This window comes from Nitratireductor rhodophyticola, from assembly GCF_019891355.1.
Classification (GTDB): domain Bacteria; phylum Pseudomonadota; class Alphaproteobacteria; order Rhizobiales; family Rhizobiaceae; genus Nitratireductor; species Nitratireductor rhodophyticola.
Window position 1 is genome coordinate 512,143 of record NZ_JAHSSF010000001.1, and the last position, 23,655, is coordinate 535,797.

A 23,655-nucleotide genomic window follows, 5' to 3' on the forward strand; every position below is an offset into this window, starting at 1 on the left:
CGCGCGACGGTCTATTTCAGGCGTTTCGGGCGGGGTTCGGAAAGCTCGCCACGCAGACGGCGGTCCAGATAGTCCGAACACTCTCCGATCAGTTCGTCGACGTGATCGGTATAGAAGTGGTTCACGCCGGGCATGGTTTTCTGGGTGATCGTAATGCCCTTCTGTGACTGCAGCTTGTCAACCAGGCCCTGAACGTCGGCGGGCGGTGCAACTTTGTCGGCATCGCCATGAATGATCAGGCCGGATGACGGGCAGGGGGCCAGGAAGGAGAAGTCGTAGAGATTCGGCTGTGGCGAGATGGACATGAACCCCTCGATCTCGGGGCGGCGCATCAGGAGCTGCATGCCGATCCAGGCACCGAAGGAATAGCCGGCGATCCAGCAATTCTTCGAATCGGGATGCAGCGACTGCACCCAGTCGAGCGCTGCAGCCGCATCCGACAGTTCGCCGGTGCCGTGATCGAAGGCGCCCTGGCTTCGGCCGATGCCACGGAAGTTGAAGCGCAGCGTGGTGAAGCCCCGGCTCTGGAACATGTAGAAGAGATCGTAGACGATCTTGTTGTTCATCGTGCCGCCGAAATGCGGATGTGGGTGGAGGATGAGCGCGATTGGAGCGTTCTTTTCCTTCGACGGCTGATACCGTCCTTCGAGACGTCCGGCAGGCCCGGCAAAAATGACCTCAGGCATGAGTACTCCACATTGGGCATCGCAGCATATCGGGTTACACAGGGAACGATGTTCCTTAACCCTTGACGCGACGCCGACGCCTCCATAGAAGCTAGTTTAGAATTGTTCAAAAATGATGATGCGCAAGCGATCATCATGTCGGCAAGCCGGGTAAATAGGACGGCTCGCCCTGAAAATTCAAGGAAATTACGTCACTGCGGCCAAGTTTGGCCTGGAAGGCGTGAAGCAGACAGCGGATTCGCGGAGAAAAGCGGAAGGTCTATGTCGGCAACCCGGGCATATCTCGACTTCAACGCCAGTGCGCCGCTTCTTGAGCGGGCACGGGTGGCGATGCTTGACGCGCTGTCGATGCCGGCGAATCCCTCGTCGGTTCATACCGAAGGGCGGGAAGCCCGTCGCGTGCTGGAAGACGCACGCACGCACGTTGCCCGACTGGCTGGCGCGCGTCCCGAGCATGTGATCTTTACGTCCGGCGCAACCGAAGCTGCTGCAATGCTGCTCACGCCGCGCTGGAAAATGGGGCGGGCGCCGCTCGGATTTTCGGCGCTTTATGTGAGTGCTTCTGATCATCCCTGTCTTCTGAAGGGTGGCCGGTTTTCACAAAGTGACATCAAGACGATACCGGTGCGACCTGACGGTTTGATTGATCTTGCGGAACTGGAAACCCTCCTTGCTGCGCATGATCGCAATGCCGGTCTGCCGCTGGTTGCCGTGCACGCGGTGAACAATGAAACTGGCATTGTTCAGCCGGTAGAGGAAATTGGGCGTATGGCCAAGGCCCACGGTGCCACCACCGTGTTTGATGCCGTGCAGGCTGCAGGCCGTATTCCTGTAGATGTTTCATCGGGTTACGCTGACTACATCATTCTTTCCTCGCACAAGACCGGCGGGCCCAAGGGGGCTGGCGCCGTGGTTGGAAGTGCCGACCTGATGATGCCGGAGCCGCTGATTCATGGCGGCGGCCAGGAAAAAGGGCATCGCGGGGGCACTGAAAATCTCGCTGCCATCGCCGGTTTTGGCGCTGCTGCTGCCGAGGCGTTTGAAGGGTTGGGGCGCATTGCGGCGCTTTCCACCATGCGGGACCGATTCGAGGCCGCTATTCTGAAGCATGTGCCGGATGCCGTGATCCACGGCCGCGACGTACAGCGGGTCGCCAACACGAGCTTCTTTTCCATTCCCGGCATGAAGGCCGAGACTGCACAGATCGCGTTCGACCTCGGCGGCGTTGCGCTGTCGGCGGGCTCGGCCTGTTCCTCCGGCCGGGTCGGTCCCAGCCATGTGCTGCAGGCCATGGGGCAGGGCGACGAAGCAAGTGCATTGAGGGTTTCCATCGGACACGCGACGAGCGAACAGGATTTGGCGCTGTTCGACGCGGCTCTGGCCGGTATTGCGAAGCGGCGAAAGAATGCCGCGGGGACTGGGATTCAGGCCGCGTAGTGTGGTCGAAAGGAAAAAATCGATGGTGAAGAGAATAAAAATGGAGAAAAAGACACATATTTAATATGTGACCGGATGAAACGTCCGCTCCGAAGCACTACATCAGGTTTGCCACAAGGCAATCAGGGTGTGCACAATTTGAAGACGGCCGGGCCTTGACCCCGGCATGGATGGAGAACGCATATGCCTGCCGTGCAGGAGACGATTGATCAGGTCCGCATGATCGATGTGGACCAGTATAAATATGGTTTCGAGACCCTCATTGAAAGCGATCTGGCTCCCAAGGGCCTGAACGAGGACATCATCCGCTTCATCTCGGCCAAGAAGGAAGAGCCGGAATGGATGACGGAGTGGCGGTTGAACGCCTTCAAGCGCTGGCAGGCCATGGAAGAGCCGAGCTGGGCGCGCGTCAGCTATCCCAAGATCGACTTTCAGGATCTGCACTACTACGCAGCGCCAAAGAACCAGACCGGCCCGAAGTCACTTGACGAAGTCGACCCGGAATTGCTCAAGACTTACGAAAAGCTCGGTATCCCTTTGAGGGAGCAGGAAATTCTTGCCGGTGTGCGCAAACAGGGCGAGCCAAGCGAGCTGGACGATAGCCCGAGCGACAATGTCTACAGCTCCGGGCGCGTTGCGGTCGATGCGGTGTTCGATTCGGTTTCGGTCGTGACCACGTTCAAGGAAGAACTCGCCAAGGCCGGCGTGATCTTCTGCTCGATCTCCGAGGCGATCCGAGAGCACCCTGAACTGATCCAGAAGTATCTGGGCTCGGTCGTTCCGGTGTCTGACAATTTCTATGCTGCGCTGAACTCCGCCGTCTTTACCGATGGCTCCTTCGTTTATGTGCCGAAGGGCGTGCGCTGCCCGATGGAATTATCGACCTATTTCCGCATCAATGAGCGCAACACCGGCCAGTTCGAGCGCACGCTGATCATCGCGGAAGAGGGCGCCTATGTGTCCTATCTGGAAGGCTGCACCGCGCCGCAGCGCGACGAGAACCAGCTGCATGCCGCCGTGGTCGAGCTGATCGCGCTGGACGATGCGGAGATCAAGTACTCCACCGTCCAGAACTGGTACCCGGGCGATTCCGAGGGCAAGGGCGGCATCTACAATTTCGTCACCAAGCGCGGCGATTGCCGGGGCAACAATTCCAAGATTTCCTGGACCCAGGTCGAGACCGGTTCGGCGATCACCTGGAAGTACCCGTCCTGCATCCTCCGTGGCGACAACAGCCGCGGCGAGTTCTACTCGATTGCCGTCTCCAACGGCCATCAGCAGATCGATTCCGGCACCAAGATGCTGCATCTGGGCAAGAACACGTCGAGCCGCATCATCTCCAAGGGCATCTCCGCCGGCAAGTCGCAGAACACCTATCGTGGAAAGGTTTCGGCGCACCGCAAGGCGGCCAACGCCCGTAATTTTACCCAGTGCGACAGCCTGCTGATCGGCAATGACTGCGGCGCGCACACGGTGCCCTATATCGAAGCGAAGAACGCCACTGCGCAGTTCGAGCACGAGGCGACCACGTCGAAGATTTCCGAGGACCAGCTGTTTTACGTCATGCAGCGCGGCATTCCCGAGGAAGAGGCCATCGCGCTCATCGTCAACGGCTTCGTCAAGGACGTCATCCAGGAACTGCCGATGGAGTTCGCCGTCGAGGCGCAGAAGCTCATCGGTATTTCGCTTGAAGGTTCAGTCGGTTGAGGCCGGCGCATTTGTTTGGAAAAAATCATGCTTGAAATCAAAAATCTGCACGCCCGCATCGCCGAGGATGGCACGGAGATCATTCGTGGCCTCAACCTGACCGTAAAAGCCGGCGAAGTGGCCGCGATCATGGGGCCGAACGGCTCCGGCAAGTCCACGCTGTCCTACATTCTCGCCGGTCGTGACGACTATGAGGTGACCGAGGGCGAGATCCTCTACAATGGCGAGTCCATTCTGGAGATGGATCCGGCCGAGCGCGCCGCCGCCGGCATTTTCCTCGCCTTCCAGTACCCGCTGGAGATTCCGGGCGTTGCCACGATGGAGTTCCTCAAGACCGCCATCAACGCGCAGCGCAAGGCGCGCGGCGAGGAAGAGTTGAAGATCCCCGAGATGTTGAAGCGCGTTCGCGCTGCCGCCGACGAGCTCGACATGAGCATGGACATGCTCAAGCGTCCGCTCAATGTCGGTTTTTCCGGCGGCGAGAAGAAGCGGGCCGAAATCCTGCAGATGAAGCTTCTGGAGCCAAAACTCTGCGTTCTGGACGAGACCGATTCCGGCCTCGACATCGATGCGCTGAAGATCGTCGCCGATGGCGTGAACGCCCTGCGTTCTCCGGATCGCGCCGTGCTGGTGATCACCCACTACCAGCGTCTTCTCGACTACATCGTTCCCGACACGGTTCACGTTCTGTACCGCGGCCAGGTCATCAAGTCTGGCGACAAGGATCTGGCGCTTGAGCTGGAGAAGAACGGTTACGCCGGCGTCATCGACGCAGCCGCTTGAGGTGACGAGATGAACCTTCATGCTCAAAACACGCTGACGGAGGCCGAAACGGCGCTGGTCAACGGCTATTCCAGCCGTTTTTCCGACCTGCCCGGCGATGCCGAGGTCACCGTCTGTCGCGATGAGGCGCTCGAGCTTCTCAAGCAGGGCCTGCCCACGCGCCGCGTCGAAGCCTGGCATTACACCGATCTGCGCAGGCTTCTTTCCATCGTTCCGGATTTCAAGCCGGTGGCCAATGCCGAGGCGGTTTCGCCGCTGATCGAGAATGCACTCGTCCTGCCGGTGCTGAATGGCGCTGCGCATGGTCGCGATGCCGGGCCCGAGGGCCTGACCATCGCCACACTGGCCGACAAGCTGCAGGAAGGCGCGCTGCCTGCCGAATGGCTGACGGCTTCCGACCGGTTCGACGCCGTCGGCGCGATCAATGCAGCTTTCGTTTCGGATGGCTACTGGCTCGACATCGCGGAAGGTGCGGAACTTGACCGACCGGTCGAGCTTCAGAACATCCACGCGGGCGGCCAGGTGCATGGCCGTTTCGTGGTCAATGCGGCAGCCGGTTCAAAGGCGACCATCATCGAGCGCCAGACCGGTGCCGGTGATGCGCTTGCATCGTCCGTCACGCATCTGGACGTTGGCGACGGCGCGAATGTGCTGTGGATCCTGCTTCAGGAGCAGCCGGACGATGCGGCCTATCTTGGCCAGTTTACGGCTTCGCTTGGCAAGGATTCGAGCCTCACACTCTTCATCATGAACGGCGGCGGCAAGCTGGTTCGCCAGGAAGTGAAGGTTGTGGCGCGCGGCGAAGGCTCCGAGTTCAGGCTTCGCGGCGTGAACCTGCTTGGCGGTGAGACCCATTGCGACGTGACCATGGTGCTTGATCACCTGGCACCCGACACGGTCTCCACCGAGACGTTCCGCAATGTCGTGACGGGCAAGGCCAATGGCGTGTTTCAGGGGCAGATCCGCGTTGCGAAGGACGCTCAGAAGACCGACGCCAAGATGGCCTGCAACACGCTGTTGCTGACCGATGAAGGCGGGTTCTCTTCGAAGCCGGAACTCGAGATCTTCGCCGACGATGTGGCCTGCGGCCATGGCGCGACGGTGACCGATATCGAATACGAGCATCTCTTCTACATGATGGCGCGCGGCATCGACGAGAAGACGGCACGTGGTCTGCTGGTCAAGGCCTTCGTGGCCGAGGTCATCGAGGAGCTCGAGGATGAAACCGTGATCGAGGCGCTGGAGGCCAGACTGGTCGACTGGTTTGCCACGCACGGCTAGAGCGCCGTACGTCCATTCGGACGCACAATGGACGCTCTATCCTATTGGAGCTTCGCATCGTGCTTTCCGAAAATCGATTTCGATTTTCGGGCCGATGCGATAATCCCAAACCACTCACGCCCGCCTTTCTGAGCGAAGGGCGGGCACGCGGGGTTTCGAAATGGACCATAAGGTCGACACTATGCGTTATGACGTTGAAGCCGTTCGTCGGGATTTCCCCATCCTGACACGAGAGGTTTATGGCAAGCCACTCGTCTATCTCGACAATGGCGCGTCGGCGCAGAAACCGCAGGCGGTGATCGATGCGATCACGCACGCTTACAGCAATGAATACGCCAATGTTCATCGCGGCCTGCATTTTCTCTCGAACGCCGCCACGGATGCCTATGAAAAGGCGCGTGAAACGGTCCGGCGCTTCCTGAATGCGGAAAGCACCGATCAGATCATTTTCACCAAGTCGGCCACCGAGGCGATCAACACTGTCGCCTATGGCCATGCGATGCCCAATATCGGCGAGGGCGATGAGATCGCTCTGTCGATCATGGAGCATCACTCAAACATCGTGCCCTGGCATTTCCTGCGCGAGCGCCATGGCGCGAAGCTCGCCTGGATTCCGGTCGATGAGGAAGGGGTGCTCACGGTCGAGGCGTTCGAGAAGACGCTGACCGACCGCACGAAGCTCGTCGCCATCACGCATATGTCGAATGTGCTTGGCACCGTCACGCCGCTCAAGGAGATCATAAGGATCGCCCATGAGCGCGGGATTCCGGTTCTGGTCGATGGCAGCCAGGGCGCTGTCCACCTGCCGGTCGACGTGCAGGCGCTCGACTGCGATTTCTATGTCTGCACCGGGCACAAGCTCTACGGTCCGTCGGGCATTGGCGTGCTCTATGGCAAGAAGGAGCGCCTTGCAGCCATGCGGCCCTTCCAGGGCGGCGGCGAGATGATCGAGGACGTGACGCTCGACAATGTCACCTACAACGATCCGCCGCACCGTTTCGAAGCCGGTACGCCGCCCATTGTGCAGGCGATCGGGCTTGGCGCGGCGCTGGAGTATATCGAAGGCATTGGCCGCGAGGCGATTGCTGCTTACGAGGCCGATCTGGTGCGCTATGCACATGAGCAGCTTGGCCGCATCAATTCGCTGCGGATTTTCGGCAATGCGCCGGACAAAGGCGCTATCGTGTCCTTCGAGCTCCAGGGCATTCATGCCCATGATGTGTCGATGGTGATCGACCGGTCAGGTGTCGCCGTCAGAGCCGGGACGCATTGCGCCCAGCCGCTCTTGAAACATTTCGGCGTCACCTCCACATGCCGTGCATCGTTCGGCATGTATAATACACGCGAGGAGGTCGACGCCCTCGCTGAAGCGCTTGAGAAAGCGCGGCGTTTTTTCGGGTGAAAAAGATGACTGATACACCGCAGGATACGGACCAGCCTGTCGAGGCTACAGCCCCTCGGGAGAGGGAAGTCAAGACGTCTTCCATTCCGCAGGAAGAGCTTGCACGCCTGACAGACGATATCGTCAGCGCGCTGAAGACGGTCTACGATCCGGAAATCCCGGCTGACATTTATGAACTCGGTCTGATCTACAAGGTCGATATCGAGGATGATCGGTCGGTCAAGATCGACATGACCCTGACGGCGCCCGGTTGCCCTGTGGCAGGCGAGATGCCCGGCTGGGTGCAGAACGCCGTGAGCAGTGTCGAGGGTGTGGGCGATGTCGAGGTGACGATGGTGTTCGATCCGCCGTGGACGCCGGACCGAATGTCGGAAGAAGCGCAGTTCGCTGTCGGGTGGTATTGAATGCTGCTCTTGCAACGCGGCCGAATCCTGCCCATCTTTTGGACATGACCATTCCGCGAGCCTTGCACTCGCTGTGAACGGAGACTTTTATGAGCCGATTTCAAGTGATGACGATGACCGACGCCGCGGCAGATCGCGTGCGTGAAATCGTGTCCGCCCGAGACGGCGCCAGGGGCGTGCGGGTCGGCATCAAGAAGGGCGGCTGCGCGGGTATGGAGTATACGGTCGATCTGGTGACGGAACCTGATCCTAAGGACGACCATGTGGAACATGAGGGCGCGCATGTCTATGTGGCGCCGGAGGCGGCGCTTTTCCTGCTCGGCACCGAACTCGATTTCGAGGTGACGAAGCTGCGCACCGGCTTTACCTTCAAGAATCCCAACCAGACTTCCGCCTGCGGCTGCGGTGAATCCATCGAACTGAAACCTGCAGACCTGAAAGCGCTGGCCGAAGCGCGCGGCACTGCCTGACGGGCGGGCGGTGGACGACGACGCCATACGCGATCTTTTCGCAGGGCTCGGTCCCGTTACCATCCGACGCATGTTCGGCGGGAAGGGAATTTACCATCAGGGAATTGTTTTCGCGTTGCTGGTTGGTGGCGAGATTTTGCTGAAGGCCGACGCGCAGACCGCACCGGCTTTCAAAGCTGCCGGTTCACGGCAATGGGTTCCGGCGGGCCACAGGGGGCGGGGGCCGGTTGCCATGCCCTACTGGAGCATACCTGACCACGCGGTTGACGACCCCGATGAAATGACGCTGTGGGCACACCGTGCGTTCGAGGCGGGGCTGCGAAGCAGGAAGAAATAATCATTCGTGCAAAAAAAAGCCGCTGCGGGAGGACTCCAGCAGCGGCTTTGTTCATTCCGTCATCCGGTTCGGCTTCAGGTCCTGACCGGGATCTTCATGAACGCAGGCACGTCTTCGCCGAAGCCGACAGTGGTGTCTTCCTCGCGCTGATGGCGTCGCTGCTCTTTGCGGGGTTCTGGGCGGAGTTCTGGTTTGTCCTGCTTTGCCTTGCGCTCGGCATTCTCGGACTTGATTTCGTCCTTGCGCGACTTTCTGCCGGAAGGTTTTCTGTCGTCGCCTGCCACGTCCTTCTTGCTGTCGCGTTTTGCTCCGCGTCCGCGCTTGTGTTCGTCGGTTCCGTCTTCTGCCTGGAGCGTCGAGAGATCGCCGTCCAGCCATTCGACATCCTGGCCGATGAGTTTTTCGATCGAGTCCATGTATTTGCGATCCGCCTTGGTAATCAGCGTGAACGCTGCACCCTTGCGGCCCGCGCGGCCGGTACGGCCGATACGGTGCACATAATCGTCGGCATGGGTGGGAATGTCGAAATTGAAAACGTGGCTGACATCGGGGATGTCGAGCCCGCGTGCTGCGACGTCGGATGCGACGAGCAGCTTCAGATTCCCTTTGCGGAAATTTTCCAGCATCGTCATCCGCGCGCGCTGGTCCATGTCTCCATGCAGCGCGCCGGCGTCATATTCGTGACGGACCAGTGAGCGGAACAGCGTCGCCACTTCGCTCTTGCGATTGCAGAAGATGATCGCGTTTTTCAGCGTGTCACCCTGAGAATCGATCAGAGACCGCAGGCGCTCGCGCTTCTCCCAGGGCTTGGAGCCGCATTTGACAAAGCGCTGGGTAATGTTCGTCGCGGTCGTCGCCGGACGCGAAACCTCCACGCGGACCGGTGCCTGAAGAAACTGCTCGGTGAGCTTGGTGATCTCCGGCGGCATGGTGGCCGAGAAGAAGAGGGTCTGCCGCGTGAAGGGAATGAGCTTGCAGATGCGCTCGATGTCGGGGATGAAACCCATGTCGAGCATGCGGTCGGCCTCGTCGATCACGAGGATTTCCACACCGGTCAGAAGAAGTTTTCCCCGCTCAAAATGATCGAGCAGACGCCCTGGCGTCGCGATCAGCACATCGGCGCCGCGCTCCAGCTTCTTTTCCTGCTCGTCGAACGAAACGCCGCCGATCAGAAGCGCGATGTTGAGCCGGTGGTTCTTGCCATATTTGACAAAATTCTCCTCGACCTGCGCAGCGAGCTCCCGTGTCGGCTCCAGGATGAGCGTTCGAGGCATGCGCGCCCTGGCACGTCCGCGCTCCAGTCGCGTGAGCATGGGCAGGACGAAGGACGCTGTCTTTCCGGTCCCCGTCTGGGCAATGCCCAGCACATCCTTGCCGGCCAGGGCATGCGGTATGGCGCCTGCCTGGATCGGTGTGGGCTGCGTGTAGCCCGCATCGGCCACGGCGGAGAGGACCTTTTGGGACAGGCCCAGATCGGAAAATGTCAACGCTTCCTGAGCGGTGTCTTGTTCTTCTGCTGGCACGTTTCGGCTGTCTTTGTGTTTGCGGCATGGTGCCGCCCTGTGAGGCCTTGGAACCCCGAATCCCCCGAGGGCGTACGGCCTGACGCGTGCGATGTCAACAGATCACTTGCCGTAAAGTCAGCTATTGTTCAGTAACGGAACTGCTCGGAAAGGATGCGTTCGTTCCAGGAATGGCTCTCGTCGAACAGAACGGTAACGGTTTCCTCGTGCGATTCGCGGACCGTCACCGACACGACCGACTTGATCTCGGTGTGGTCGGCAACCGCGTTCACCGGCCGTTTTTCAGGTTCGAGGATATCGAAACGCACCGTCGCCTGGTTGGAGAGTAGGGCACCGCGCCATCGGCGCGGACGAAACGGGCTGACGGGGGTAAGCGCAAGCAGGGGCGCGTCCAGCGGCAGAATAGGCCCGTGAGCGGACAGGTTGTAGGCCGTGGAGCCCGCAGGCGTCGCCACCATGACACCATCACAGATCAGCTCTTCCAGGCGTACCTTGTCGTCGATGGCAATGCGGATCTTGGCTGCCTGGTATGACTGACGCAGAAGCGAGACTTCATTGACGGCGAGTGCCCTGACCCTGTTGCCATCGGCATCGATGGCCTCCATCTGCAGCGGGCGCACGGTTTCGGGGATTGCAGCGGCGACGCGCTCACGCAGGCCGCGCTCCCGGTATTCATTCATCAGAAAACCGATTGAGCCGCGATTCATGCCGTAGATGCGCTTTCCCGCACTCATCGTTTCGCGGAGCGTGTGCAGCATGAAACCGTCACCGCCAAGCGCCACGATGACGTCAGCATCCTCGGGCCGTTCCTGGCCATACAGCGCCGACAACCGCTTTGCCGCTTCCTGGGCATCCTCGGTGTCGGCGGAAACGAAGGCGAGGGCCATTGTTTGTTGGGTCATGGCGGTCGGACAGGCCTTGAATTCGCGGCGGGCAGCTATCGGTTAGCATGTGGGCGTTTGCCTGCAAAGGCAAACGAGGTCGCATTCATATGGGGATCGGACATGATCGATGCCAGTTTTGATTTCACTCTTGCGCGGTTTGTGCTAACGGAGCGCCGGATGCCCTTGTAGCTCAGTTGGTAGAGCACCTGATTTGTAATCAGGGGGTCGGCGGTTCGAGTCCGTCCGGGGGCACCATTTTTCACAGACAGTTATCAAACTCTCAGGCCCGATTCCCATCGCGTGGCCGGTGCTTCAAAGGCCGTCGCAGCTTTCCGCGATCTGGGTCTGATTGCTTTCCCGGATGCTCTCTTCCTCGATCACGAAGCGTTCGCTCGTGAGAACGGAATTGCTCGGGAAATCATAGCACACGGTCACAACCGTTTCGGCATCCAACTCTTCTTCCACGCGATAGCGGATGTCGGTGCCGCTGCCTGTCGCCTCCTCCCAGGCGTCGAGCGAACCGAGAAACTCTTCTTTCGTCTGTTCAATGCCTAAGTCGTTCAGGATGATCCGCGCATCGTCAGCAAGGAGATCTGCAAGTGCCTCGCGGTCGGTGGTGCGCAGGGCGTCGAACCATCGGGCGAGAACGGTGCCGTCATCGGCGAGCGATGGTGAAACGGTCAGGGCCATGGCGGCCAGAAGCAGTTGCATCCGGTGCGGTATCATCGGGAAACCCGGTCCAGTGCTGTTGCGTTCGGTTCGGCTGCGGCCATCCTAGAGCATTGGACCGAAAAGTGGAATCCGGTTTTCGGATTGTTCCGATGCTCCATCAATCGTTTAGATCGTCCTTGGTGTGTGCGGATTGACGCACGGCGATCCAGCCGTTTTGGCGCGGTTCCGGAAACCGGTGAACAGCCGGAGCTATTCCGTGTCCGAAATGGTCTTCAGGTGCCGGCAGGCCGTATAGAGGGAGACCGCCGCGGCATTCGACACGTTGAGCGAACGGATTGCGCCCGGCACATCGAGCCGGGCCAGCGCGGATACGGTTTCGCGGGTTTTCTGCCGCAGACCTTTGCCCTCGGCCCCCAGGACCAGAGCGATCCGGTCAGCCTCGAATGTACTTTCAAGGCGCTTCGGTCCATCCGAATCGAGGCCGATCGTCTGGAAGCCTGCCTGCGCAAGTTCCTCGAGCGCCTCGGCGAGGTTACGCACGGTCAGATGATCGATGTGCTCGAGCGCGCCGGAAGCCGCCTTGGCGAGAACACCGGATTCGGCCGGGCTGTGGCGCGCGGTCGTGACCAGCGCGTTGACCCCGAAAGCAACGGCGGAGCGCATGATGGCGCCGACATTGTGCGGATCGGTAACCTGGTCGAGAACGAGGACGAGGGCGGCCCCGTCGAGATCACGCAGTGGCGCGGGCTTGAGCGGCTCCGCCTCAAGCAGCGCGCCCTGATGCACCGCATCGGGGCCAAGGAGACGGTCGATCTCGCGCGGCTCGACGGTTTCCACCGGGAAGGGCAGGGCCGCAACGTCCGTTAGTTCAAGGCGCGTGGCCGCGTTTCGGGTAATGCAGAGGCGCTTGATTCGCCGTTTCGGATTGTCGAGCGCGGCCCGCACCGTGTGCAGCCCGTAAAGGCGGACGATCCCATCCCCTGCGTCGGGCCCGGCAGGGGGCGCATGCCTGCCCGGTTTCTGCTGGGCACGGTCCCTGTGGGCGCGTCTGAGGCGCGCGTAGTGGCTGTCTTTCGGGGTTCGGGAGTTGTGATCGTCGCTCATGGCGTCTCTATAGTCTGGCGGCGGCATTCTGGAAACCGGATTCGCAGGATGCAAGTTTTTCGGCGAAGATTTGCGACAGGCGGTTGACACCGGAGAGCCGCCTCGTCATAAGGCGCATCGCGGAACGGAGCAGGGCGATTTGCCTTTCGAAATTCCGCCACGTCGCTGAAGCTCCGACGGAAACGGAGGGGTGTCCGAGTGGTTAAAGGAGACGGACTGTAAATCCGTTCGCTATGCGTACGCTGGTTCGAATCCAGCCCCCTCCACCACCGTCGATCCGAGCCAGCGAAACGAACCCGGCGGGTATAGCTCAATGGTAGAGCAGCAGCCTTCCAAGCTGAATATGCGGGTTCGATTCCCGCTACCCGCTCCAGCGTTCCACCTTCGGCGTTTCATCCCCGGCGTCTTGTCTCTGTGTTTGTTTGTCGCATTCGGTCGCTTTCGGCTGGCTGGTGCGTTGCACGTGCTGCATGATGCTCTTGCCGGTTTGTCCATAAGGACGAACAAGCGATGGAGCTATTGTCATGCTGATGTCCGAGGTGGGGCTTGCTGAGGCACCGGTCGTTTTGCCGGGAGCGCGTTTCTCCGACACTTTTGACGCAGTTTCGCGAGAGCGGATCGATGCCGGCGTCGCCATGGAGCGCGGGTTCAAGACGGTTCCAGGCTGGGTCGACAGTCTGATGCGTCTGCGCGATCGTCTGGTCGCGCCGTTCGGACTGAAAACGAGGGACGGGACGGCGCGCGCGGACAAGGCGGTGCCGTTTCCCATACTGGAGCATACACCGGAGCGGATCGTCATGGGGACCGATGACAGGCATCTGGATTTCCGCGTGATTCTTGGCGCGAACCCGGTGGAGCGCGGCGGTACGCGTGTCTCCTGCACGACGCTGGTCCGGCCGCGAAATCTGCTCGGGTGGCTCTATCTCTTGGCTGTTCTACCGTTTCACAAGCTGATCGTGGCGGCCACCGTGCGCCGCATCGTGGCCTGAACCCGGTTCTTGGAACCGGGCGGGGGTGGTCTGCTTCAGCACGGGGCCCATAAAGGCGGCTGAAACACCCGATTGCAGGGGCAAATCGGCCTGCCGGGCCGGCCTGGCGGTAAAGGGGCTTGTAATTTATCGACTTTGTCGGTAATCGCCCCGCATCTAAAACCCAAACGCATCCACGGCGCCAAAGGAAGTTGCAATGGCCAAAGGTAAATTTGAGCGTACGAAGCCGCATGTGAACATCGGCACGATTGGTCACGTTGACCACGGCAAGACGTCTTTGACGGCTGCGATCACGAAGTATTTCGGTGAATTCCGCGCTTACGACCAGATCGATGGTGCGCCGGAAGAGAAGGCCCGCGGCATCACCATTTCGACGGCGCATGTGGAATATGAGACGGATGCACGTCACTACGCCCACGTCGACTGCCCCGGCCACGCCGACTATGTGAAGAACATGATCACGGGCGCGGCGCAGATGGACGGCGCGATCCTGGTTGTTTCGGCCGCTGACGGCCCGATGCCGCAGACCCGTGAGCACATCCTGCTCGCTCGTCAGGTTGGCGTTCCGGCCATCGTCGTGTTCCTCAACAAGGTCGACCAGGTCGACGACGAAGAGCTTCTCGAGCTGGTCGAGCTCGAGGTTCGCGAGCTTCTGTCGTCCTACGACTTCCCGGGCGACGACATTCCGATCGTCAAGGGTTCGGCACTGGCCGCTCTCGAAGACTCCAACAAGGAGATCGGCGAGGACGCAATCCGCAAGCTGATGGCCGAGGTCGACGCCTACATCCCGACGCCGGAGCGTCCGGTTGACCAGCCGTTCCTGATGCCGATCGAGGACGTGTTCTCGATTTCGGGTCGCGGCACGGTCGTGACGGGTCGCGTCGAGCGCGGCATCATCAAGGTCGGCGAGGAAGTCGAAATCGTCGGTATCAAGGACACGACGAAGACGACGGTTACCGGCGTTGAGATGTTCCGCAAACTGCTCGATCAGGGTGAGGCCGGCGACAACATCGGTGCTCTGATCCGCGGTGTCGACCGTGAAGGCGTCGAGCGCGGCCAGGTTCTCTGCAAGCCCGGCTCGGTGACGCCGCACACGAAGTTCAAGGCCGAAGCCTACATCCTGACGAAGGAAGAAGGTGGCCGTCATACGCCGTTCTTCACGAACTACCGCCCGCAGTTCTACTTCCGCACGACGGATGTGACGGGCGTGGTTTCGCTGCCGGAAGGCACGGAGATGGTGATGCCTGGCGACAATGTGACGGTCGACGTCGAGCTGATCGTGCCGATCGCCATGGAAGAGAAGCTGCGCTTCGCTATCCGTGAAGGCGGCCGCACCGTCGGTGCCGGCATCGTCGCATCGATCACTGAGTGATCGAGACGGCGTTGCCGAAAGCAACCGACGCGGAGAATGCCAAAACGGGCGCAAGCGCGTTTTGGCGCGGTGCCGGCATCGTCGCATCGATCACGGAGTGATCAGGCGGGAGCCGTTGTCATAAATGACGACGGCGACACCTATGATTTTCAGGCGGGGCGCTGGATACAGCGCCCCGTTTTTTATGCCTGAAGGGTGAGGGGACTGAAGGGTGAGGGACAATGGCGAGAGTGCTTCTTGGCCTGTTGATCGTTTTCGTGATGGCGGGGATGCCGCACGCATCGGCGGCGCGAAACTGTCCCGAGCGCCCGCCGTGCAAGGGGTGCGGCTGTAAGGGCGGTCCCGGATATCGCGCGCCGGATGGGAAGTGCGTGAGTTTCAAGAACATCCATCGAAAGTGCGGCACGCCGCCTGAAAAACGCTGTATCTTCGAGAACGCCCCGGGTGCGGGAGCCAACAAAAGCTGTGCCCTGAAAAGCCAGCGAAAAAAGTGAAGTTTTCGGAGCATCCGGGCAAACTACTTCTTGAACTGAAAATGCGTTTGGGCAATAAGGACGCCGATAGGGGTATAGCTCAGTTGGTAGAGCGGCGGTCTCCAAAACCGCAGGTCGGGGGTTCGAGCCCCTCTGCCCCTGCCAGGACACTGCATTGATGAACCGAACCAGATTGCCTTGGGGCTTCTTGTCGCCACAATATTCCGTTGGGGCTTGCAAGAATCGGACTTCGGTTCTATGTAGGACGAACAGACACGCGGTGCGTGGAGCCGGGAAAGCGGCTTTACGCGCCTTTGTCGTATGGGTGAAATGTGGAAAACGATTCGGTTTTTCAGGTTTCTTCCGGGCTTGGGGCTGGCCTCGCCGGTCTCGTGCATCTCTCCCGATCTGATCGGGGACAATAAATAACCTGGCTTACCAGGCTTTAGAACCAAGAGCGGCATATGGCGTCGAAAACCACGAATCCTTTCACGTTTCTTCAGCAGGTTCGGTCCGAAACCGCGAAAGTAACGTGGCCCTCGCGGCGTGAGACACTGATCTCTACGGTGATGGTCATCGCATTCGCCACGCTGGCGGCGATCTTCTTTTTCGCTGCCGATCAGCTCATGGCCTACGGCATCGAGCTTATCCTTGGCATTGGCGCCTGATCCTGGACGATTGACGGAGTGCGATTGAAATGACTGCGCGTTGGTACATCGTCCACGCCTATTCGAATTTTGAGAAGAAGGTTGCCGAATCCATTGAGGAGCAGGCGCGCCAGAAGGGGCTGACCGACAAGGTCGAGCAGGTTGTTGTTCCGACCGAGAAGGTCGTGGAAGTGCGTCGCGGCCGCAAGGTCGATGCTGAGCGCAAGTTCTTCCCCGGTTACGTTCTCGTCAAGGCGCAACTCACCGATGCCGTCTTCTCGATGATCAAGAATACGCCGAAAGTGACCGGTTTTCTTGGTGACTCCAAGCCGGTGCCGATCACCGAGGCGGAAGCCGAGCGTATCCTGACCCAGGTTCAGGAGGGCGTGGAGCGTCCAAAGCCTTCGGTCACATTCGAGATCGGCGAACAGGTGCGCGTGGCCGACGGTCCGTTCGCCTCGTTTAACGGCTCCGTTCAGGAAGTGGACGAGGAGCGCTCGCGGCTCAAGGTCGAGGTTTCGATTTTCGGACGGGCCGTGCCCGTCGATCTGGAATTCGGTCAGGTCGAAAAGGGCTGACCGTGTTGCCCCTTGAGGGGCTTCGTCGGTGGAAGGGAAGGGCGGCTTAGCCGGCTGCTGATTTCCGGACCACCAAACTGCAGTGCCGGCCCATCCTTCCCGAGGTGGTCGGCGTGAACGACAAGGCAGATGAGATATGGCTAAGAAAGTTGCAGGCCTGCTCAAGCTTCAGGTTCCCGCGGGTTCGGCGACGCCGTCGCCCCCGATCGGTCCTGCGCTTGGTCAGCGCGGCATCAACATCATGGAGTTCTGCAAGGCATTCAATGCGCAGACCCAGGAGATGGAGAAAGGGTCGCCGATTCCGGTCGTCGTGACCTACTACCAGGACAAGTCTTTCACCTTCACGATGAAGACGCCGCCGGTGAGCTACTTCCTCAAGAAGGCGATCAACCTGAAGTCCGGCTCCAAGGAGCCCGGCAAGGTGGTTGCAGGCAAGATTTCCCGCGACAAGGTGCGCGAGATCGCCGAAGCCAAGATGAAGGACCTGAACGCGACCGACGTCGACGCAGCCATGCGCATGGTCGAGGGTTCTGCGCGGTCCATGGGCCTGGAAGTGGAGGGCTGAGGATATGGCGACGAAACTTTCCAAGCGCATCGCGAAGGCCCGTGAAGGCATTGATCGCGATAAGGAATACGCGCTCGACGAGGCCGTTGCGCTCCTGAAGGACCGTGCGACCGCAAAATTTGACGAGACCATCGAAGTGGCGATGAACCTCGGCGTTGATCCGCGCCATGCGGACCAGATGGTTCGTGGCGTTGTCAACCTGCCGAACGGCACGGGCCGTACGGTTCGTGTTGCTGTCTTCGCCAAGGGCGACAAGGCGGATGAAGCCAAGGCAGCCGGTGCCGACATCGTCGGTGCCGAAGATCTGGTTGAGATCGTCCAGAAGGGCGAGATCGAGTTCGATCGCTGCATTGCGACGCCGGACATGATGCCGCTGGTCGGCCGTCTGGGCAAGGTGCTCGGCCCGCGTGGCCTGATGCCGAACCCGAAGGTCGGAACGGTTACCGCTGACGTGACCGCTGCGGTCAAGGCTTCCAAGGGTGGCGCCGTCGAGTTCCGCGTCGAGAAGGCCGGTATCGTGCATGCGGGCGTCGGCAAGGCTTCTTTTGATGCCAAGGCCATTGCCGAGAATGTACGCGCATTTGCAGATGCCGTGATCAAGGCGAAGCCGGCAGGCGCAAAGGGCAACTATGTGAAGAAGGTGGCGATCACCTCGACCATGGGCCCGGGCCTGCGCATCGATGTTGGCAGCCTCTCGGCCGAAGGCTGATGAATTTCGGGGAGGGCGCTTCGGCGCCTTCCCCAGGACTTTCCGGACCTTCGGGTGCGGAAGCCGGAAGGAAACTTCCGGAACATCCTGTCCGAGATTGCAGGCGGTTCGCCTTAATCCCTTTTCGGGGTCTGCATGAGACGGGTGGGACCGGAGATCGGGGCACGCCCCGTTTGAAGGTTCGAACCGTGTTGGCCTTTTGTCCGATGCCGGAATTCCGGCTGGCGAAAGGGGACAGGATCCTCGAGCGTCGCTTGGGTGATCCGAGTTTGCGGATGCCCTGCGGCAAAAGGCAAACCGGCGGATATGTCTTTCGGGACTTTCCGTCAAATGGAGAAGGCAGTGGACAGAGCGGAAAAACGCGAATTCGTCGCGGATCTGAATCAGGTGTTCAGCAACACCGGTTCGGTCGTCGTGGCCCACTATGCCGGTCTGACCGTCGCACAGATGAACGAGCTTCGTTCGAAGATGCGTGGCGCAGGCGGCACAGTCAAGGTTGCGAAAAACCGTCTCGCCAAGATCGCCCTTCAGGGAACCCCGTCCGAAGGCATTCAGGCCCTTTTCGAAGGCCAGACCCTGATTGCCTATTCGGACGATCCGGTTGTCGCTCCAAAGGTCGCCAATGACTTCGCCAAGGGCAATGACAAGCTTGTCATTCTTGGCGGTGCCATGGGTGAGACCGCGCTCGATTCCGATGGTGTGAAGGCTCTTGCCTCGCTGCCGTCGCTGGACGAGCTGAGGGCGAAGCTGGTCGGCATGATTTCTACGCCGGCCACCCGGATCGCTCAGGTTGTCAACGCGCCCGCGGGTCAGCTCGCGCGCGTCTTTGGCGCCTATTCCAAGAAGGACGAGGCGGCGTGATGCCGGTCCTCAAGACCAACAACACAGTTCGAACACAAAAGGAAATGTACAATGGCTGATCTTGCTAAGATCGTTGAAGACCTGTCGAGCCTGACCGTCCTCGAGGCGGCTGAGCTCTCCAAGATGCTTGAAGAGAAGTGGGGCGTCTCCGCTGCTGCTCCGGTGGCTGTTGCTGCTGCTGCAGGCGGTGCTGCTGGTGGCGAAGCTGCTGAAGAGAAGACCGAATTCGACGTCGTTCTCACCGATGCAGGCGCACAGAAGATCAACGTGATCAAGGAAGTCCGCGGCATCACGGGTCTCGGCCTCAAGGAAGCCAAGGACCTCGTTGAGTCCGCTCCGAAGCCGATCAAGGAAGGCGTGTCCAAGGACGAAGCCGAGAAGATCAAGGGTCAGCTCGAAGGCGCTGGCGCTAAAGTTGAGCTGAAGTAATTCAGCGTCCGGTCCGCGTGGATTTCCGATCTGCGCGGACCGGAACACTGAACAAGGAACCGAAACCTCTTTCCTGTGGGCCGCAAGCGGCTTTCAGGAAACGGGTTTTTATCCGTTTGGATTGACCGCCGGGATGGCGGTTCACGTGGTGCATGCAAGCCAGGCAGGGCAAGGAGCGACGATGGCCGAGACCCAAACGTTTAATGGTCGCAGGCGGGTACGCAAGTTCTTCGGAAAGATTCCGGAAGTTGCGGAGATGCCGAACCTTATCGAGGTTCAGAAGGCATCCTATGACCAGTTCCTGATGGTCGAGGAGCCCCAGGGCGGGCGTCCTGACGAGGGGCTGCAGGCGGTGTTCAAATCGGTGTTCCCGATTTCGGACTTCGCCGGAACGGCAATGCTCGAATTCGTGAAGTACGAGTTCGAGGATCCGAAATTCGATGTGGACGAGTGCCGGCAGCGCGATCTTACGTTCGCTGCGCCGCTGAAGGTGACGCTGCGCCTGATCGTCTTTGATGTCGATGAGGATACCGGCGCCAAGTCGATCAAGGACATCAAGGAGCAGGACGTCTATATGGGCGACATGCCGCTCATGACGTCCAACGGCACCTTCATCGTGAACGGCACCGAGCGCGTCATCGTTTCGCAGATGCACCGCTCTCCTGGCGTGTTCTTCGATCACGACAAGGGCAAGTCGCATTCTTCGGGCAAGCTTCTGTTTGCCGCCCGCGTCATTCCCTATCGCGGTTCCTGGCTCGACATCGAGTTCGACGCCAAGGACATCGTGCATGCGCGCATCGACCGCCGCCGCAAGCTGCCGGCGACGTCGCTTCTGATGGCGCTCGGTATGGATGCCGAAGAGATACTGTCCACCTTCTACGATCAGCTCACCTATGTGCGCGACGGTGAAAACTGGCGCGTGCCTTACACGGTCGAACGCTTCAAGGGTCTGAAGGCAACTGCGGACCTGATCGATGCCGACAGCGGCGAAGTTGTCGTCGAGACGGGCAAGAAGATCACTGCGCGTCAGGCAAAGCAGCTTGCTGAAAAGGGCCTGAAAGCGATCCGCGCCACGGAAGACGATCTCTTGGGCAATTACCTTGCAGAAGACATCGTCAATCCCGAGACGGGCGAGATCTTTCTCGAGGCCGGCGACGAGATCGATGAGAAGACGCTGAAGGTTCTGCTCGAGACGGGCGCGACCGAAGTGCATTTCCTCGACATCGACCACGTCAATGTGGGTGGCTACATCCGCAACACGCTGGCTGCCGACAAGAACGAGTCGCGTCAGGACGCGCTGTTCGACATCTACCGCGTGATGCGCCCGGGCGAGCCGCCCACGCTTGAGACCGCGGAGGCGATGTTCCATTCGCTGTTCTTCGATGCCGAGCGCTACGACCTTTCGGCCGTCGGTCGCGTGAAAATGAACATGCGTCTCGAGCTCGATGCGGAAGACACCGTGCGCGTTCTGCGCAAGGAAGACATCGTTGCCGTGGTCAAGACACTGGTCGAGCTGCGCGACGGCAAGGGCGAGATTGACGACATCGACAACCTCGGCAACCGCCGTGTGCGTTCCGTCGGCGAGCTGATGGAAAACCAGTACCGCGTCGGTCTTCTGCGCATGGAGCGCGCGATCAAGGAGCGTATGTCCTCGATCGAGATCGACACGGTCATGCCACAGGACCTGATCAACGCAAAGCCGGCGGCTGCCGCCGTGCGCGAGTTCTTCGGTTCCTCGCAGCTCTCGCAGTTCATGGATCAGACCAACCCGCTCTCCGAGATCACCCACAAGCGTCGCCTTTCGGCGCTTGGACCGGGCGGTCTGACGCGTGAGCGTGCGGGCTTCGAGGTGCGCGACGTGCACCCGACCCACTATGGCCGCATCTGCCCGATTGAGACGCCGGAAGGCCCGAATATCGGTCTGATCAACTCGCTCGCCACCTTTGCCCGCGTGAACAAGTACGGCTTCATCGAAAGCCCGTACCGCAAGATCGTCGATGGCAAGGTCACGCAGGACGTCGTCTATCTTTCGGCCATGGAAGAAGCCAAGCACTATGTTGCCCAGGCCAATGCTTCCATCGGTGAAGACGGCAGCTTCACGGACGAGTTCGTCATCTGCCGCCATGCCGGCGAGGTGATGATGGCGCCGCGCGAGAATGTCGACCTGATGGACGTGTCGCCGAAGCAGCTCGTTTCGGTCGCGGCCGCGCTCATCCCGTTCCTCGAGAACGATGACGCCAACCGCGCACTGATGGGCTCGAACATGCAGCGTCAGGCCGTGCCGCTGGTGCGGGCTGAAGCGCCGTTCGTCGGCACCGGCATGGAGCCGATCGTGGCGCGCGATTCCGGCGCTGCGATCGCCGCACGCCGGACCGGTGTGGTCGATCAGGTGGACGCAACGCGTATCGTTATCCGTGCAACGGAAGACGTCGACGCGTCGCGTTCTGGCGTCGATATCTACCGTCTGATGAAGTTCCAGCGTTCGAACCAGAACACCTGCGTCAACCAGCGTCCGCTGGTGCGCGTGGGCGATCTGATCAACAAGGGCGACATCATCGCCGATGGTCCTTCCACGGATCTTGGTGATCTGGCGCTTGGCCGCAACGTGCTCGTCGCGTTCATGCCGTGGAACGGCTACAACTACGAGGACTCCATCCTTCTGTCCGAGCGCATCGTTCGCGATGACGTCTTCACCTCCATTCACATCGAGGAATTCGAGGTGATGGCGCGTGACACGAAGCTTGGACCGGAAGAAATCACGCGCGACATTCCGAACGTTTCGGAAGAAGCGCTGAAGAACCTCGATGAAGCCGGCATCACCTATATCGGCGCTGAAGTTCAGCCGGGCGATATCCTGGTCGGCAAGATCACACCGAAGGGCGAAAGCCCGATGACGCCGGAAGAAAAGCTTCTGCGCGCCATCTTCGGTGAGAAGGCTTCGGACGTTCGTGACACCTCCATGCGCATGCCGCCTGGCACGTATGGCACGGTCGTGGAAGTGCGCGTCTTCAACCGCCACGGCGTGGAGAAGGACGAGCGCGCCATGGCGATCGAGCGCGAGGAAATCGAGCGTCTCGCAAAGGACCGTGACGACGAGCAGTCGATCCTCGACCGCAACGTCTATGCGCGTCTGGCCGACATGCTGGACGGCAAGCAGGCCATCGCGGGCCCGAAGGGCTTCAAGAAGGGCGGTGCTCTTTCCGCAGAGGTTCTCGACGAGTATCCCCGCTCGCAGTGGTGGCAGTTTGCCGTCGAGGACGAGAAGCAGCAGGAAGCGCTCGAAGCGCTGCGTGCCCAGTATGACGAGTCCAAGAAGGCGCTCGAGCAGCGTTTCATGGACAAGGTCGAGAAGGTGCAGCGCGGCGACGAGATGCCGCCCGGCGTCATGAAGATGGTCAAGGTCTTCGTCGCCGTGAAGCGCAAGATGCAACCCGGCGACAAGATGGCCGGCCGTCACGGCAACAAGGGTGTCGTGTCACGCATCGTTCCGGTCGAAGACATGCCGTTCCTGGAGGATGGCCAGCATGTGGACATCGTGCTCAACCCTCTGGGTGTGCCGAGCCGCATGAATGTCGGCCAGATTCTGGAAACGCATCTCGGCTGGGCCTGCGCGGGCATGGGCCAGCAGATCGGCGAGCTGATCGACAGCTACAAGGAAAATGGCGACATCAAGCCGCTGCGCCAGACGATCGAGGCGGTCATTCCCGAGAACGACCGCAACGAGCCGGTTCGCCAGTATGACGATGAAAGCGTCGTGCGGCTGGGTGAGCAGATGCGTCGCGGCGTGTCCATCGCCACGCCGGTCTTCGACGGTGCGCATGAGGCGGACGTCAATGACATGCTGGCGCAGGCAGGCATGCAGACCAGCGGACAGGTCACGCTCTACGATGGGCGTACGGGTGAGCCGTTCGACCGTCAGGTGACCGTCGGCTACATCTACATGCTGAAGCTGCACCACCTTGTGGACGACAAGATCCACGCCCGTTCGATCGGGCCGTACTCGCTCGTTACCCAGCAGCCGCTGGGCGGCAAGGCGCAGTTCGGTGGCCAGCGCTTTGGTGAGATGGAGGTCTGGGCGCTGGAAGCTTACGGTGCGGCCTACACGCTGCAGGAAATGCTGACCGTGAAGTCGGACGACGTGGCAGGCCGTACCAAGGTCTACGAAGCCATCGTGCGCGGCGACGACACGTTCGAGGCGGGCATTCCGGAGAGCTTCAACGTTCTCGTCAAGGAAATGCGCTCTCTCGGCCTCAATGTGGAGCTGGAAAACTCCCGCATTGACGCGGCCGAGGCCGAGCAGCTGCCCGACGCTGCGGAATAAGCGTTATCGCGTGTCGCAGGA

At 60.4% G+C, this 23,655-nt stretch carries 22 protein-coding genes and 4 tRNA genes; 21 read left to right on the top strand and 5 right to left on the bottom strand.

The annotated features are described in order from the left end of the window. Nucleotides 1-11: 11 nt before the first annotated feature. Nucleotides 12-686, bottom strand: a complete 675-nt coding sequence (locus KUG85_RS02330; RefSeq protein ID WP_223004011.1) for an alpha/beta hydrolase — start codon at nt 684-686, stop codon at nt 12-14. Between the two features lie 261 nt (nt 687-947). Between KUG85_RS02330 and KUG85_RS02335 the strand changes: the two genes are divergently transcribed. From KUG85_RS02335 to KUG85_RS02370, 8 genes are all read left to right on the top strand, one after another. Continuing rightward, nucleotides 948-2,123 carry a cysteine desulfurase family protein gene (locus KUG85_RS02335; protein ID WP_223004012.1) on the top strand — a complete coding sequence of 392 codons (1,176 nt, stop codon included), beginning with the start codon at nt 948-950 and terminating at the stop codon, nt 2,121-2,123. A 183-nt stretch (nt 2,124-2,306) separates the two neighbouring features. Further along, nucleotides 2,307-3,830 (top strand): Fe-S cluster assembly protein SufB, encoded by a 1,524-nt coding sequence (gene sufB, locus KUG85_RS02340; protein ID WP_223004013.1) that lies wholly within the window; start codon nt 2,307-2,309, stop codon nt 3,828-3,830. 27 nt (nt 3,831-3,857) lie between these two features. After that, nucleotides 3,858-4,613 (top strand): Fe-S cluster assembly ATPase SufC, encoded by a 756-nt coding sequence (gene sufC / locus KUG85_RS02345; protein ID WP_223004014.1) that lies wholly within the window; start codon nt 3,858-3,860, stop codon nt 4,611-4,613. Nucleotides 4,614-4,622: 9 nt separating this feature from the next. Further along, a complete protein-coding gene (gene sufD / locus KUG85_RS02350; protein ID WP_223004015.1) occupies nt 4,623-5,894 on the top strand; it encodes a Fe-S cluster assembly protein SufD in 1,272 nt (423 codons plus the stop codon). A 160-nt stretch (nt 5,895-6,054) separates the two neighbouring features. Beyond that, the gene (locus tag KUG85_RS02355) at nt 6,055-7,296 is read left to right on the top strand and encodes a cysteine desulfurase (protein ID WP_223004016.1); all 1,242 of its coding nucleotides are present in this window, start codon (nt 6,055-6,057) and stop codon (nt 7,294-7,296) included. 5 nt (nt 7,297-7,301) lie between these two features. Further along, nucleotides 7,302-7,700 (top strand): SUF system Fe-S cluster assembly protein, encoded by a 399-nt coding sequence (locus tag KUG85_RS02360; protein ID WP_223004017.1) that lies wholly within the window; start codon nt 7,302-7,304, stop codon nt 7,698-7,700. An 89-nt stretch (nt 7,701-7,789) separates the two neighbouring features. Further along, nucleotides 7,790-8,170, top strand: coding sequence for a Fe-S cluster assembly scaffold SufA (gene sufA / locus KUG85_RS02365; RefSeq protein WP_007008062.1), 381 nt, complete (start codon nt 7,790-7,792; stop codon nt 8,168-8,170). Nucleotides 8,171-8,180: 10 nt separating this feature from the next. Then, nucleotides 8,181-8,507 carry a TfoX/Sxy family protein gene (locus KUG85_RS02370; RefSeq protein ID WP_223004018.1) on the top strand — a complete coding sequence of 109 codons (327 nt, stop codon included), beginning with the start codon at nt 8,181-8,183 and terminating at the stop codon, nt 8,505-8,507. 74 nt (nt 8,508-8,581) lie between these two features. Here the strand turns inward: KUG85_RS02370 and KUG85_RS02375 are convergent, their stop codons facing one another. Both KUG85_RS02375 and KUG85_RS02380 read right to left on the bottom strand, forming a co-directional pair. Further along, a complete protein-coding gene (locus KUG85_RS02375) occupies nt 8,582-9,994 on the bottom strand; it encodes a DEAD/DEAH box helicase (RefSeq protein ID WP_223004482.1) in 1,413 nt (470 codons plus the stop codon). Nucleotides 9,995-10,158: 164 nt separating this feature from the next. Beyond that, nucleotides 10,159-10,932 carry an NAD kinase gene (locus KUG85_RS02380; protein WP_065815241.1) on the bottom strand — a complete coding sequence of 258 codons (774 nt, stop codon included), beginning with the start codon at nt 10,930-10,932 and terminating at the stop codon, nt 10,159-10,161. A gap of 161 nt (nt 10,933-11,093) precedes the next feature. Here KUG85_RS02380 and KUG85_RS02385 point away from each other — a divergent pair. Then, nucleotides 11,094-11,169 (top strand) — tRNA-Thr (locus KUG85_RS02385). A gap of 57 nt (nt 11,170-11,226) precedes the next feature. Here KUG85_RS02385 and KUG85_RS02390 read toward each other — a convergent pair. After that, nucleotides 11,227-11,625 carry a DUF4440 domain-containing protein gene (locus KUG85_RS02390; protein WP_171900053.1) on the bottom strand — a complete coding sequence of 133 codons (399 nt, stop codon included), beginning with the start codon at nt 11,623-11,625 and terminating at the stop codon, nt 11,227-11,229. A gap of 210 nt (nt 11,626-11,835) precedes the next feature. Beyond that, a complete protein-coding gene (locus tag KUG85_RS02395; RefSeq protein ID WP_223004019.1) occupies nt 11,836-12,690 on the bottom strand; it encodes a TrmH family RNA methyltransferase in 855 nt (284 codons plus the stop codon). A gap of 184 nt (nt 12,691-12,874) precedes the next feature. Between KUG85_RS02395 and KUG85_RS02400 the strand changes: the two genes are divergently transcribed. The 12 genes from KUG85_RS02400 to rpoB all read left to right on the top strand — a co-directional run bounded on the left by KUG85_RS02400 (nt 12,875) and on the right by rpoB (nt 23,634). Further along, nucleotides 12,875-12,959, top strand: a tRNA-Tyr gene (locus KUG85_RS02400). Nucleotides 12,960-12,989: 30 nt separating this feature from the next. After that, nucleotides 12,990-13,063, top strand: a tRNA-Gly gene (locus tag KUG85_RS02405). 151 nt (nt 13,064-13,214) lie between these two features. Beyond that, nucleotides 13,215-13,679, top strand: coding sequence for a DUF2867 domain-containing protein (locus KUG85_RS02410; protein WP_065815244.1), 465 nt, complete (start codon nt 13,215-13,217; stop codon nt 13,677-13,679). Nucleotides 13,680-13,875: 196 nt separating this feature from the next. Further along, nucleotides 13,876-15,051 carry an elongation factor Tu gene (gene tuf, locus KUG85_RS02415; RefSeq protein WP_223004020.1) on the top strand — a complete coding sequence of 392 codons (1,176 nt, stop codon included), beginning with the start codon at nt 13,876-13,878 and terminating at the stop codon, nt 15,049-15,051. Nucleotides 15,052-15,613: 562 nt separating this feature from the next. Continuing rightward, nucleotides 15,614-15,689 (top strand) — tRNA-Trp (locus KUG85_RS02420). 299 nt (nt 15,690-15,988) lie between these two features. Continuing rightward, on the top strand, nt 15,989-16,192 hold the full coding sequence (secE, locus tag KUG85_RS02425) for a preprotein translocase subunit SecE (RefSeq protein ID WP_007010606.1): 204 nt from the start codon (nt 15,989-15,991) through the stop codon (nt 16,190-16,192). Between the two features lie 29 nt (nt 16,193-16,221). Next, nucleotides 16,222-16,749, top strand: a complete 528-nt coding sequence (gene nusG / locus KUG85_RS02430; RefSeq protein WP_065815246.1) for a transcription termination/antitermination protein NusG — start codon at nt 16,222-16,224, stop codon at nt 16,747-16,749. A gap of 136 nt (nt 16,750-16,885) precedes the next feature. Next, nucleotides 16,886-17,314, top strand: coding sequence for a 50S ribosomal protein L11 (rplK, locus tag KUG85_RS02435; RefSeq protein ID WP_007010608.1), 429 nt, complete (start codon nt 16,886-16,888; stop codon nt 17,312-17,314). A gap of 4 nt (nt 17,315-17,318) precedes the next feature. After that, the gene (gene rplA, locus KUG85_RS02440) at nt 17,319-18,023 is read left to right on the top strand and encodes a 50S ribosomal protein L1 (RefSeq protein ID WP_065815248.1); all 705 of its coding nucleotides are present in this window, start codon (nt 17,319-17,321) and stop codon (nt 18,021-18,023) included. Nucleotides 18,024-18,365: 342 nt separating this feature from the next. Next, the gene (rplJ, locus tag KUG85_RS02445; protein ID WP_223004021.1) at nt 18,366-18,884 is read left to right on the top strand and encodes a 50S ribosomal protein L10; all 519 of its coding nucleotides are present in this window, start codon (nt 18,366-18,368) and stop codon (nt 18,882-18,884) included. A gap of 51 nt (nt 18,885-18,935) precedes the next feature. Next, nucleotides 18,936-19,313 carry a 50S ribosomal protein L7/L12 gene (gene rplL, locus KUG85_RS02450; protein WP_065815249.1) on the top strand — a complete coding sequence of 126 codons (378 nt, stop codon included), beginning with the start codon at nt 18,936-18,938 and terminating at the stop codon, nt 19,311-19,313. A 181-nt stretch (nt 19,314-19,494) separates the two neighbouring features. Continuing rightward, the gene (rpoB, locus tag KUG85_RS02455; protein WP_065815401.1) at nt 19,495-23,634 is read left to right on the top strand and encodes a DNA-directed RNA polymerase subunit beta; all 4,140 of its coding nucleotides are present in this window, start codon (nt 19,495-19,497) and stop codon (nt 23,632-23,634) included. Nucleotides 23,635-23,655: the final 21 nt, after the last annotated feature.

Excerpts from the sequence above, each read along its gene's own strand:
- sufB (WP_223004013.1), top strand. The coding sequence starts at position 2,307 with ATGCCTGCCGTGCAGGAGACGATTGATCAGGTCCGCATGATCGATGTG.
- KUG85_RS02410 (WP_065815244.1), top strand. The coding sequence starts at position 13,215 with ATGCTGATGTCCGAGGTGGGGCTTGCTGAGGCACCGGTCGTTTTGCCG.
- rplA (WP_065815248.1), top strand. The coding sequence starts at position 17,319 with ATGGCGACGAAACTTTCCAAGCGCATCGCGAAGGCCCGTGAAGGCATT.
- rplK (WP_007010608.1), top strand. The coding sequence starts at position 16,886 with ATGGCTAAGAAAGTTGCAGGCCTGCTCAAGCTTCAGGTTCCCGCGGGT.
- secE (WP_007010606.1), top strand. The coding sequence starts at position 15,989 with ATGGCGTCGAAAACCACGAATCCTTTCACGTTTCTTCAGCAGGTTCGG.
- KUG85_RS02355 (WP_223004016.1), top strand. The coding sequence starts at position 6,055 with ATGGACCATAAGGTCGACACTATGCGTTATGACGTTGAAGCCGTTCGT.
- tuf (WP_223004020.1), top strand. The coding sequence starts at position 13,876 with ATGGCCAAAGGTAAATTTGAGCGTACGAAGCCGCATGTGAACATCGGC.
- nusG (WP_065815246.1), top strand. The coding sequence starts at position 16,222 with ATGACTGCGCGTTGGTACATCGTCCACGCCTATTCGAATTTTGAGAAG.
- KUG85_RS02380 (WP_065815241.1), bottom strand. The coding sequence starts at position 10,932 with ATGACCCAACAAACAATGGCCCTCGCCTTCGTTTCCGCCGACACCGAG.
- sufA (WP_007008062.1), top strand. The coding sequence starts at position 7,790 with ATGAGCCGATTTCAAGTGATGACGATGACCGACGCCGCGGCAGATCGC.
- KUG85_RS02390 (WP_171900053.1), bottom strand. The coding sequence starts at position 11,625 with ATGCAACTGCTTCTGGCCGCCATGGCCCTGACCGTTTCACCATCGCTC.
- rpoB (WP_065815401.1), top strand. The coding sequence starts at position 19,495 with ATGGCCGAGACCCAAACGTTTAATGGTCGCAGGCGGGTACGCAAGTTC.
- sufC (WP_223004014.1), top strand. The coding sequence starts at position 3,858 with ATGCTTGAAATCAAAAATCTGCACGCCCGCATCGCCGAGGATGGCACG.
- KUG85_RS02335 (WP_223004012.1), top strand. The coding sequence starts at position 948 with ATGTCGGCAACCCGGGCATATCTCGACTTCAACGCCAGTGCGCCGCTT.
- rplL (WP_065815249.1), top strand. The coding sequence starts at position 18,936 with ATGGCTGATCTTGCTAAGATCGTTGAAGACCTGTCGAGCCTGACCGTC.
- sufD (WP_223004015.1), top strand. The coding sequence starts at position 4,623 with ATGAACCTTCATGCTCAAAACACGCTGACGGAGGCCGAAACGGCGCTG.
- KUG85_RS02395 (WP_223004019.1), bottom strand. The coding sequence starts at position 12,690 with ATGAGCGACGATCACAACTCCCGAACCCCGAAAGACAGCCACTACGCG.
- KUG85_RS02360 (WP_223004017.1), top strand. The coding sequence starts at position 7,302 with ATGACTGATACACCGCAGGATACGGACCAGCCTGTCGAGGCTACAGCC.
- KUG85_RS02330 (WP_223004011.1), bottom strand. The coding sequence starts at position 686 with ATGCCTGAGGTCATTTTTGCCGGGCCTGCCGGACGTCTCGAAGGACGG.